The organism is Nonlabens sp. (assembly GCF_047636915.1).
Taxonomy (GTDB): Bacteria; Bacteroidota; Bacteroidia; order Flavobacteriales; family Flavobacteriaceae; genus Nonlabens.
Map to the genome: position 1 here is coordinate 14956 of NZ_JBLIGN010000004.1, position 11880 is coordinate 26835.

12 protein-coding genes are annotated in these 11880 nt (G+C 36.7%); 6 read left to right on the top strand and 6 right to left on the bottom strand.

The window, feature by feature from the left end; genetic code table 11:
* Positions 1-20 precede the first annotated feature (20 nt).
* Both ACJAT0_RS01295 and ACJAT0_RS01300 read right to left on the bottom strand, forming a co-directional pair.
* Entirely contained in the window at positions 21-1091 is a 1071-nt protein-coding gene (locus tag ACJAT0_RS01295; RefSeq protein ID WP_415180199.1) for a CNNM domain-containing protein, read from the bottom strand.
* Between the two features lie 676 nt (positions 1092-1767).
* Positions 1768-2718, bottom strand: a complete 951-nt coding sequence (locus tag ACJAT0_RS01300) for an SPOR domain-containing protein (protein WP_374003336.1) — start codon at positions 2716-2718, stop codon at positions 1768-1770.
* 305 nt (positions 2719-3023) lie between these two features.
* On the opposite strand from ACJAT0_RS01300, the gene pheS reads away from it, so the two are divergent.
* From pheS to ACJAT0_RS01320, 4 genes are all read left to right on the top strand, one after another.
* Complete coding sequence (gene pheS / locus ACJAT0_RS01305) at positions 3024-4043, top strand: phenylalanine--tRNA ligase subunit alpha (RefSeq protein ID WP_374003337.1); 1020 nt, start codon at positions 3024-3026, stop codon at positions 4041-4043.
* A gap of 3 nt (positions 4044-4046) precedes the next feature.
* A complete protein-coding gene (locus ACJAT0_RS01310; protein ID WP_374003338.1) occupies positions 4047-4466 on the top strand; it encodes a GTPase in 420 nt (139 codons plus the stop codon).
* Positions 4463-4861: a hypothetical protein gene (locus tag ACJAT0_RS01315; protein WP_374003339.1), complete on the top strand. Its 399-nt coding sequence runs from the start codon at positions 4463-4465 to the stop codon at positions 4859-4861. The genes ACJAT0_RS01310 and ACJAT0_RS01315 overlap by 4 nt, the downstream gene beginning before the upstream one ends.
* A gap of 247 nt (positions 4862-5108) precedes the next feature.
* On the top strand, positions 5109-5633 hold the full coding sequence (locus ACJAT0_RS01320; protein WP_374003340.1) for a fasciclin domain-containing protein: 525 nt from the start codon (positions 5109-5111) through the stop codon (positions 5631-5633).
* Positions 5634-5700: 67 nt separating this feature from the next.
* Here ACJAT0_RS01320 and ACJAT0_RS01325 read toward each other — a convergent pair whose 3' ends face one another.
* From ACJAT0_RS01325 to hemA, 3 genes are all read right to left on the bottom strand, one after another.
* Positions 5701-6234, bottom strand: a complete 534-nt coding sequence (locus ACJAT0_RS01325; RefSeq protein ID WP_415180200.1) for a 3-hydroxyanthranilate 3,4-dioxygenase — start codon at positions 6232-6234, stop codon at positions 5701-5703.
* An 85-nt stretch (positions 6235-6319) separates the two neighbouring features.
* Positions 6320-7273 (bottom strand): hydroxymethylbilane synthase, encoded by a 954-nt coding sequence (gene hemC / locus ACJAT0_RS01330; RefSeq protein WP_415180201.1) that lies wholly within the window; start codon positions 7271-7273, stop codon positions 6320-6322.
* A gap of 61 nt (positions 7274-7334) precedes the next feature.
* A complete protein-coding gene (gene hemA, locus ACJAT0_RS01335; protein WP_415180202.1) occupies positions 7335-8588 on the bottom strand; it encodes a glutamyl-tRNA reductase in 1254 nt (417 codons plus the stop codon).
* A 191-nt stretch (positions 8589-8779) separates the two neighbouring features.
* Between hemA and ACJAT0_RS01340 the strand changes: the two genes are divergently transcribed.
* Entirely contained in the window at positions 8780-9655 is an 876-nt protein-coding gene (locus ACJAT0_RS01340; RefSeq protein WP_415180203.1) for a helix-turn-helix transcriptional regulator, read from the top strand.
* 980 nt (positions 9656-10635) lie between these two features.
* Here ACJAT0_RS01340 and ACJAT0_RS01345 read toward each other — a convergent pair.
* Positions 10636-11217, bottom strand: a complete 582-nt coding sequence (locus ACJAT0_RS01345; RefSeq protein ID WP_415180204.1) for a CvpA family protein — start codon at positions 11215-11217, stop codon at positions 10636-10638.
* Between the two features lie 181 nt (positions 11218-11398).
* Here ACJAT0_RS01345 and ACJAT0_RS01350 point away from each other — a divergent pair, with 181 nt between their 5' ends.
* On the top strand, positions 11399-11839 hold the full coding sequence (locus tag ACJAT0_RS01350) for a hypothetical protein (protein WP_415180205.1): 441 nt from the start codon (positions 11399-11401) through the stop codon (positions 11837-11839).
* The last annotated feature ends 41 nt before the right edge of the window (positions 11840-11880 follow it).

The window sequence follows — 11880 nt, forward strand, 5'->3', positions numbered from 1 at the left end:
TAATATTTATTGGTCATTAATTACTTAAAGCGCTGGCTGCGTTTTTCCCAGTTCTTTCGAGCAAGCAGTTGCATATCTTCCACCTTATCGCTCTCATCCATAATTTCTAGGCCTAACATGGTTTCAATAACATCCTCCATGGTAGCGACTCCTTGCACACTTCCATAATCATCAACAACCAGCGCCATGTGTTCTTTAGTAGCGATCATCGTTTGAAACAATTGAGGTATGGGTAAAGTTACGGGAACCATCGTTATTTCCCTTCTTAAATCTTCAAGTGTGTCTGCTGGTTTATCATAAATAATATCAGCAAGTATATGATCCTTTAAGACATACCCTTTTACATCATCCCGGTTTTCTCCAAAAACGGGGATGCGAGAGAACCTTAGATCTTGATTCTGTTCAAAAAAATCTTTTATCTTCATGGTTTGTGGTGCCATGAACATCACTGACCTAGGTGTCATGATGTCCTTTACCTCAATACTATTGAAATTCATTAGACTTTTTATGTAGTTACCTTCGGCAGGTTCAAAAATCCCTTCTTCCTCTGCTGTTTCTGTTATTGCTACAAAGTCTTCTCTTGTCATGGTATTCATGTGAGCACTTTTACCTATTGCTTTGGTTGTAAGTTGTAACAGCCATAAAATACCTGTCCATTTTAAAGGAAAAATCATCATATTTAAGGCATGTGTCGTAAAGCCCGCAAGTGCTTTCCAATAAGTCGCACCTATAGTTTTGGGAATGATCTCAGAAACCACTAAAATAAGCGTAGTCATTATTCCAGAAACTATTCCCACAAACGGAATTCCAAGATAACTACTGTTATAACCGCTGCCACTCACCATGTTTTCAGCCTGCACACCTACAAGAATTGCCCCTACGGTGTGCGCTAGTGTGTTTAAAGTTAATATGGCAATCAATGGTTTGTCTACATCGGCTTTTAAAGCCTTAAGAGATACTGCATAGGATTTACCTTCCTGCTCACTGACTTTTATAAAAGTACTCGTCACACTAAGAAGAACTGCTTCTAGAATCGAACATACGAAAGAAAAGAATATCGAAACGACTGCATAGATAATAAGTAATCCCATAGTAGGTTTATTTGTCGTCGTAAAAATAGACAATTCTTTTTCCTAGATTACTAATTTGATGCTAATCCCAAATAAAGCTTCTTTCTCAACTCCTATCCTACAGGACGGTGCAGCTCTTAAAATAGAATACACTAGAAATGGCTTTAGATTTGGATCGTCTTGACACTTTACTTTCGGTGTTATGCGATAGTGTTGCGCCACATTTATAAAGTCTATATATTCTTTATGAATGACAGAATCCAGACTGTTTCCAAAAGGCTTATCATGTTCTCTTTCAAAAGAACTATCTTCAGTCTTACCTCAGCTTCTTTTACATTTCCTTACTTACAGAATTCTAGTACTATAAAGCAGCCACCTTTAGTTTTTTGGACCATTTATCTCATTAATAAGCAATCTTGACTTACCCACAAAGTTTTGAGATGTTACCCGAATCACAAACCTCATACCACTGTCACAGTTCTAAAACCTCCAAAAAGCTCTTCCAACCGTTTGTAGTACTTTTGCTCTATTCTCCATCCAACTTCTATCTCTAGAAAACTAGCGGTGTCTTTTTCTCGAAAAACAACAGGCTACGTGATGAATTCTTCTTTATCTAGAAGTCTAAATGTTGTTAGTAAGGTAGGTTCTTCTAAAAGAAGGTGGTTCACAAAAGTAACTTTACAAAGGAATGATTTTCTTATTTTGGGAGGCTTCCTGCAAATAACCAGGCTTGCTCAAATCCAATAGATCTCAACTTATTAAGCTCATTGATGGCATCATTGCGCTCTATAAAGCTAGAAAAGGCCACATTATGCAATCCGTATTTATTAACACCTATACGTTTTGCATCATATCCTTTGAGCTGTAATTGAGCAACACGCTTATCAGCATTTGCTGGTTCCCGGAAAGCACCGGCAACTATGTGAAAGTTTTTCTCTAAAGGGGCTACGTCTATTGTAATACTGGGTAAAGGTTCCCTAATAAGAAAACTAGCACTTTCTATTTTTGCGTTGACAATTTCTCGTGACATTTGCTCTACGGCAAGAGCATCATCATTTATTTGATTTTCATAGCCTTTTAAACCAACAAAAATTGACCCAAAAATAACAGCACCCATTGCAGCATAACGTACCCAAGAGCTAGAATTAGTTTTTATAGTTTCTAAAGCTATTACAGGGGTTTCATCTTCAAATTCTTTACCTATTTCTACTTTTGGAGCAACTGAAACGCGATCAACAGCGTAGGTTTCATGAGAAGAAAGACCAAATGCTTCTGGCAAATAATTCACCAAATACATAGGAGTAAACTGCAGCGCTTTTTCTTTATTACGAGAAAAACGCCCTACTTTATGGATAGTTATAGAACCACTATCCTCTATTTCTTGATCCAGAAAACGCACATAATCTCGGATTTTTTGAACGGACTCTTCGTAAGATACATTTGCCGCGCTAGAGATGTAATTTGCTAACAAACCATCGTTCTGTTTGATTTGAGCGTTAAAACTCAGACCCTTTTTTGGAGGATAAATGGTATGACTACTTGCAAAATGCTGCGCAGGAACACGACGCGAAATAAACGCGCCAAAGTCTGGCACGACCACACACTCATGGCGGTACAATAAATCTGATATGTAAATTGCTATTTGCATTTAACAAAAATAAAAATTTAAACTAAACGATCAAGCACTTTACCCAAGTAGTTATTAAGAATTTGGAATGCCTGTATGTAATAGATTGGTTTTTACAGAGATTCTATTTTCTGTTTTCTGGATAAAATAGAAGTTTTACTACATTCTGTTCTATTGGGTAATGTACAATCTTCTTCTTCCTTGATTCCTTAACCTATCCACTCAAATTTCTGAAGTTCCTTTATAATAGACCACCACAATTCTGAGCGCCGTATAACTAGAAAACATCTTAAAATGATTAAATTTGCAAGTTATAAAGGGAGCAAATGCTGGATAAAGTAAAAGAACACATTGAGAAAGTACAAGTCTTCAAAGCCGACTCGAAAGAGGCGATTGAAGCTTTTAGAATAGAATACTTAGGCAGTAAAGGACTGCTCAAGGACTTGTTTGCAAAATTTAAGGAAGTTCCTAATGAGCAAAAGAAAGCTTTCGGTCAAGCGATCAATGAACTGAAGCAAAAAGCAACTGATAAAGTAGCTTTACTTAAGGATAATGTAGAGTCCAAACAAGAAGAGGCAGGAATCTATGGCGATCTGACTCGTACTGGATATCCCATGGAAATAGGTGCCAGACATCCGATTTCTATTGTGAAAAACCAAATCATTGATGTATTCTCCCGCATAGGTTTCAACGTAAGTGAAGGTCCAGAAATCGAAGACGACTGGCACAATTTTACTGCCTTAAACCTGCCGGCGCATCATCCAGCAAGAGACATGCAAGACACGTTTTTTATTCAGACAGATCCAGATGTACTGTTACGAACCCATACTTCTAGCGTACAAGTGCGTTATATGGAAGATAATAAGCCGCCTATAAGAACTATTTCTCCAGGTCGTGTTTTTCGTAATGAAGCTATAAGTGCTCGTGCACACTGTATTTTTCATCAAGTAGAAGGATTGTATATCGATAAAGATGTAAGCTTTGCAGACATGAAACAGACTTTATTGCATTTCACACAAGAGATGTTTGGTAAGTCTCAAATACGTTTGCGACCTTCCTATTTTCCTTTTACAGAACCTAGTGCAGAAATTGATATTTATTGGGGTCTAGAAACAGAAACTGATTATCGAATCACCAAAGGAACCGGCTGGCTAGAAATAGGAGGTTGTGGTATGGTAGATCCTGCCGTATTGACTAACTGCGGTATCGATCCTGAGGAATACAGCGGTTTTGCATTCGGTATGGGCGTAGAACGTATCGCGATGTTGTTATATCAAATAAGTGACATACGTATGTTTTTTGAAAACGATGTGCGTTTTTTAAAACAATTTTCTAACGCCTTGTAACAGATGGTTTCTAAACTCATTTTTGTCTATAACGCCACCTCTGGAAAGCTGAATTCGCTTTTGGATAGTGCGCATAAAATCGCAAGTCCCGGCACATATGAGTGTAGGCTTTGCCATCTTACCTTTGGTGTTTTTAAAGAAAATGAATTGTGGGCTCGCTTTCGCGAAAGCCTAACAAACACCAACTCTTCTCTACAATTAGAATTTCTTCATAAAGATGAATTTGAAAAGCAATATTGGTCCAAGTGGTTGCCTAAATACAGCTATCCTATTATTTTGAGTTTAACCGATGACGTGCAAGACTACAATGACGGTTTTGGCACTAATTCTGGAATGGATATATTTTTAAATACCAAAGAACTGAATCAGATCACAGAGACAGAAATCCTCATGGAAACAATTCACAAAAAAATAAAAGCGTGAAAAAAGATATTGCAATACCTGTGGTGAAAAACGTTTATATCGCTGTTGTTAAGGAATGGAATGAAGATTTCACTTCTCATGACTGGATGGTTTATATCATTAATGATAGTGACCAACTATTAGAATCTGTAATGATTAGGAGCCGAGGGGTGCATACGGACGGTCGTAAAACTTCTACCTTTAGACATGCCTTCAAACAGGTAGAAGCAAAAAAAGCTCTAAAAGTAGAACTGATTATGGAAGAGGTTTTTGCTTTTGAAAATGAATTTGTGCTCACCTACTTTATAGGTCCGCTTTTATATGATAAGGTCTATACGGCAGCTCCATTTTCGATCTCTGAAGAATTCATTAAAAAATTACCCATAATAGATCAAGAAGGTGTTTTGCTGATCTAGTATATTCCCAGAAAACACCTGTTTCTTTTTCTATTATACTGTCAGCTATTATATTTTATTCATTTTTACTGATGCTGTACAATCGCCTTTTCAACTTAAAAATGATTGAATCGAAATAATATTCACAATTTTTCACAAAATGTGGTTATTCTAGTTAATACTAGGTTAATTGCGGTTAGTTCCATGCACGTTTGTACACTAAGAAAAAACGAATAAAAACTAACATTAAAACATTAAACCCTTTATTATGAAAAAGTCAAACTTTATGAGCTTTGCTCTTGTTGCCATTGTTTTCTTTACAGGATCTTTTGCCAACGCACAAACCACCAACATCGTAGAAGCTGCTATAGCTTCTGAAGATCACACCACACTAGTTGCTGCCGTAAAAGCTGCAGATTTAGTAGGAGTTTTAACTGGAGAAGGACCTTTTACCGTTTTTGCACCAACAAATGAAGCCTTTGATAATTTACCAGAAGGAACTGTGGCTTCCTTGTTACAACCAGAAAATATAAAAGCTTTACAAGGAGTTCTTACTTACCACGTAGTAGCAGGAAAATTTAGTGCATCAGATGTTATCGGTCTTATCAAAAAGAACGACGGCAAAGCAACTGTAAAAACAGTATCTGGTGGAGATATCGTGCTGTCATTAGCTTATGGAAAAGTAATCATTACAGATGCAAATGGAGGAACTGCGACTGTCACCGCAGCAGACTTAAATCAAACTAATGGAATTATTCATGTAGTTGATGAAGTACTACTTCCTAAAATGTAATTACCTAAGTATATTTAAGAACAAACCCTAAGCGAAAGCTTGGGGTTTGTTGTTTTATGGAGTTATCTTATTCCGTAAACCTGTCATCAGTTTCCATAGTTGTACCGCAATTATCACAGGTTCTTAATTCCTCACTTGCATAAAACTCCTTAAACCTTGGCAAGAAATCTTTTTCAATATCCTCGAGTTTAAAATAGGCTTCGTGTAGTTTATTATTGCAATTATCGCAATACCAAAGCAATCCATCTACCATATCTTTACTGCTGCGCTTGCGTTCTATCACTAAACCTATAGAGTTTTCATGTCGTACTGGTGAATGAGGTACTTTTCCAGGTTGCAAATACATATCTCCAGGACCTAACTTCATGGTACGCTTTTTACCATCTTCTTGAATATGAACTTCTATCTCACCTTCTAACTGGTAAAAAAGCTCTTCTGTTTCATTGTAGTGATAATCTTTACGTGCATTAGGACCGGCAACGATCATAACGATATAATCGCCGGCATCTTTGTATAGGTTTTTATTACCAACTGGTGGTTTTAAAAGGTCTCGATTCTCCTCGATCCATTTATTAAGGTTAAAAGGTGATTGAATAGGCATTGTGCAACTTTTTAGAATTTTAAAGATAAGCAATAGTTCCAGTTACTTTTCAAAGGGTGGCATTAATTATGCGTTTTAGAAGTCTTTATGCCAGTGACTGCTTAATCTCAGTCATTAGTTCTCTTCCTCCTTGAGAAATAACTTTTTCTGATTGTTTTCTTGCAAAGTCCAGACACTCTTCCATCTCTATATTGTCAAACCAAGGCATAGAATCTGTGACATCAATGCGCTGTTTTCCATCTAAGCTCATCAATGTTCCTTTAAAAGTGAGTTGGTCATTTTTTACGGATACAATGGCTCCGATGGGAGCTGTACAGCCGCCTTCTAAATCACGTAAAAAACGCCGTTCCATATCCACACAAATCGCTGTTTGTCGATGGTTCAATTTTGAAACAGCTCGCAGCACTTTTTTATTAGCACTCATAACAGCAATCATCATAGCGCCTTGAGCTGGTGCTGGAATAAAGCTATCCAGATCTGTATACTCAAAACCGAAATTTGATTTTAATCTTGCTAATAAACCTATTCTGTCGAGCCCTGCTTTTGCAAAAATAGCAGCGTTCCATTCTTTATTACTTTGCAACTTAGCTAGGCGTGTATTTACATTACCGCGCAAATCCACTATGTTGTGATGTGGGTACATATTTAACCATTGAGATTTGCGGCGCAAACTACCTGTGGCAATAGTGGTTTGTTCATCAGGATTAAAGCCTTTTTTATACACCAAAATATCTTTAAAGGAAGCGCGTTCCATAACTGCAGCTTGAACCATTCCTTTAGGCAATTGTGTAGGAACATCTTTAAGACTGTGTACGGCGATATCTATTTCTCCTTTTATCAGAGCCACATCAAGGGTTTTGGTAAAAATACCTGTAATACCCATCTCGTATAATGGCTCTGTAAGATTGAGATCCCCTTGAGATTTTACTGGAGATAAGTCTGTTCTATGTCCCAATGCATCTAATTGTGCTTGCACTGTTTTTGCTTGCCACATGGCAAGTTCACTATCTCTGGTTCCTATTTTTATGATGTGCGACATTTAATCAGTTATCCGTTATTGATTATCAGTAGTTGTAAAGAATTTTCTGAAAAAAGAAGGGTTAAAAAACTACCTGTTCTAGCTTAAAAACTTTATTCAGCAGCTCAATAGCTTCTTCCATATTTTCTTCTTCATCCCGCAGGTGGTTTGCAAAGTGACCTGCTATTTTTTGTATAATCTTGTCTGCAATCAGGTCTGCTTGCTCTTGATTGAAATCCGTGATTTTTGTTCTATTTCCCTTTATTTCAGCTTCCTTTAATAAAGCCAGCTTATTTTTTAAAGCGCTCATAGTAGGTGCAAAACGACGCGACTCCTGCCATAACTTGAATTCGTTATGAATGTCATTAATAATAACCTCAGCCTGTGGTATAAAATGTACTCTATTCTCCAGCGTGCGATTGGTAATTCTCGAAAGCTCATCCAGATGTATGAGTTTTACATTCTCCAATTCTCTTACGTTTTCATTTACATTCTTAGGAATCGAAAGATCAAGAATTAATAAAGGCCTGTTGGTAAAGATCAAATCCTTAGAAACGGTAGGATTTTGAGCTCCTGTCGCTACTATCAATATATCACTTTGTGCAATCTGCTCCTCCAATTGAGCATAATCCTTTACTACTAGGTCAAATTTACCTGCAATAAGCTCTGCTTTATTCTTAGTGCGATTAATAAGTGTAATTTCCTTATTCTCTGTATGTTTGATCAAGTTCTCACAAGTGTTGCGACCTATTTTACCTGTACCAAATAAGGTGATGCGCTGACTAGAGTTCTTTTCAAAATTTTGCAAAATGTACTGCACACTGGCAAAACTTACTGATGTTGCGCCGCTACTTAAATCAGTTTCTGTCTTGATACGTTTACTTGCTTGAATCACGGCATTGATCAATCGTTCCATATATGGATTGATCAATTGGTAGCTTTTTGATTTCTTAAAAGCTAACTTTAACTGACCTATAATTTCAAAGTCACCTAAAATCTGACTGTCCAGTCCGGTACCTACACTAAAAAGGTGATTGTTTGCTTTTTCATTTTTATGAACATACGCAATCTTTTCAAATTGCTCTACGGTTCCATTAGAGTGCTCGCATAACAATTTAATCAGCTGAAATGGGTGCTGAGCAAAACCATACAACTCGGTACGATTGCAGGTAGAAATCACAGCAAGCGACGGAATCCCTTCTGCTTTAGCCTGGACTAACAAAGTGTCAATAGCATCTGGGCTTAACGAAAACGCACCACGCATCTCTGCATCTGCTTTTCGATAGCTGATTCCTATGGCGTAAAATGTATGATGTTTTGCTGCTGCCGCGGCCATATATTACTTTAAATAGTAGTCGGCAAAATTAACGGAGCTTTTAGTTAAAAAATAACGCTATAGGTTCCTTTTTCGTCGCTATGAGTTACCTTTGCACTCTCAAACAGTAAAAACCACTATTGGTGGTAGATGTCTCGCTTTCGCGAAAGCAAAACACCCACTATTTAGAGTCGTTTTAAATAACAATACTTATGGAAAATATCGCTAAAGGTGCTGCCGAAATAACCATTATCGAAGATGGCTTTCACCTCATAAGGCTAAAAAATGATACTGCTCAAAAAGCTTCCTTTTCACATCACGTGGATAGTAATTTTCTTCAATTTCATTACTGCCTCAAGGGTACTATTCAACTGGCCTTTAACGAAGGCGGTTACAAACTTGATTTAAAGGAACAGAACTCTTATCTATTGTACAATCCCTCGAGAGACTTGCCCATAAACCTGACTATTGAGCCGCAAACATGGTTTATTTCCGTACTTATATCTATAAAGAAATTTCACTCTCTTTTTTCTCCAGATGCACAACATGTAAGTTTTTTAAGTCCAGAGAATAAGGATAAAAAATACTATGTAGATGGAAAGATATCACCATCTATGGCCGTCGCATTGCATCAACTCATTAATTACAACCTCAATGATACGATCAAACAATTGTACTTTAAAGGGAAATCTTATGAACTGCTATCCTTGTATTTTAATACAGAGGAAGAAGCAAATATAGAAGCTTGCCCCTTTCTAGCTGATGAAGAAAACATGCGCAAAATCAAACGTGCAAAAGAAATCATTATTGAACGCATGACAGACCCACCTTCACTTAATGATCTCTCTCGAGAAATAGGTTTATCGCTTAAAAAACTTAAAGAAGGTTTCAAAGAAGTATATGGAGATACCGTTTATGGTTTTGCTCTGGATCATAAAATGGATTATGCGCGCCAGCTGCTCGATAGCGGCCAGCACAATGTAAATGAGGTGGGTTTAAGAGTGGGATACAGCACAGGCAGCCATTTTATAAGCGCTTTCAAAAAGAAGTATGGAACAACACCTAAAAAGTATATTTCTGGGAAATAATTGAAGGTTACCGAAGCCCATGTATTTATATCGAGATGGAAATAGAAAAAGCAGCAATCGTTCCGCTATATAAAAGAGGGCGCAAGCGACCAAAAAATCATAGGGATAGTATTCATTCCGATGGTTGTGATATCCTACCGAGATGGAAGTTACAAACACAAAAAACTCCCGTCTATACGACCTTCATACACAACGCTTGTCGAAGTGGTTGCCAATTGGAATCTGAATAAAAAAAAACCGCCTGCAAGCTAAGACGCTCCACAGACGGTTTCCAACCAACCAAATCTTACATCGGTAAATACCGACCTTATTTTCTATTTTTATTTACTCTATTAAAAAAGAGCATTCTATTCTTTGCCCTGGTAACGTTTTCAGTAATCTTTAATGGTATAAAATGAAGTCTTCAAAATTTGTGTCTGATGCTTTTATATAAATAATACATAACAGCTATCTTTTAACTACGTTGTAAAGATCGAAATAATCATTCCCTATAAAATCCCAATCCAACGTTAATTGCTTGTTAATAATTCTGTGTATCTGATATTATATCTTTTAAGATTATTAAACATCAGAACATAAACGTATATTATGGGTCTGTTTATATCTAAATAACTTACAACATAACTTCATTATTTACTAGAAGAATCTCAAATAGTTCTATTGATCAAAATCGTTAAGTGGCCTTAAGTTCCTCGCGTATACTGATGCATCCCGGGCTTTTTGCTCCTATAAGACTATTGCTTGGCATTATAAAGCAACTGACCGCAATCAAAAGTGTTTTTATCATATCCTCTTAAAACCTATGTGGTATCGCTTTCATCATGCCCGTATTTGGAACTTGCTACTTACTTTTAGAAAATTGCGATTTGTCCATAATCGGTAATTTTAAAAGTGGTTGTATTTAAGATTTCGCGAAAGCGGAGCTGTTATAAAATATTTTGGATCAAATAAATTTAAGAGAGAAAGAGAGAGTAGTTCCTTTAGAAAATATTCCAAGCAGAAGAATCCTTCGGCTTCTCCCGATCTTCTTGATCTAATTTTTCAAGATCATCGCCGCGCAATTTTCTATCCACACGGTCTGCTTCTTCCAGAATTTTAGGCAATAAGAATGGAGCAAGAGGCTCTACATGTTCATAAACAATACTGTCTTCTTTAACATCCTTTCCTATCATATGAAACTCCCCACTAGCTGTATTGATAAACATCAAGATAACACTAGCTAGAAAACCCATTTTCACCAATCCAAAAGCGGCACCAACAATTTTATTGATAAAACTAAGGTTGACGGTTTTCACGACTTTTGTGATGAGTTTACCCACGTAGGTAATCACAAAAATGATCACTAAAAAAGTAACTATAAAACTAGCAATGGTAATATACATATCATCCCATTCCACTTTTCCCCGCAACCAGTCTCCAGCATAGTTAGAGAAATAAATAGAACCGTAAATAGCGGCAATTAAGGCTATCAAGGAAGTTAGCTCTACAAAAAAACCATTTAAATACCCTTTATAAAGACCTATTAATAATACAATACAGATAATTATGTCTAACCAATTCATCAAGCAAAGTTAGGGAAAATTGCCGGTTGAGAAAATTGTATAATTAAATCTCAACATGTTCCATTAATGAACCCCTAATTTCATAGAGTGAAAGCGACCGTACGTCCATTGATCTTAGTTTAGATTTGAAATTATAATTAAATTCACTCTAAATCGGCAATTAAATTTAATGACCATTCTTATGAAATATCTATTTAAATTATCCATCTTACTATTTATGAGCCTCTTTTTATATAGCTGTGATAATGACGATGGAATGGCTGACAATCAAAACCAATGCAATTACGAAGGTCTGACCTTTTTTGATGGAAGCACTCAAACTCTTTTGCCAGAAGCACAATTACAGACCGAACTTTTCCCCAATAATAATGGTCCTGGTATTGCTGCTGTAGAAGTTTATGAAACAACAAATCCAGGAAATATATTTTTAACTACGGCAGCAGTCACCTTAAATGCAACTGGCCCAGGAACTTTAGGGGTAAACGGTACGAACTATGCCGTAACAGTAACTTGCCAAAGAGCTGGAACTACTGTAGGTGACGAATTCAGATTTGATGTAGTTACCGTGTCCGGAGGTTTTGAAGGGGAATTGTGTGTGCTAATTGATGCGGTTATACCTTAAACTAGTTTTAAAAGGAGTTGATACCAAATTGAAATTAGCAC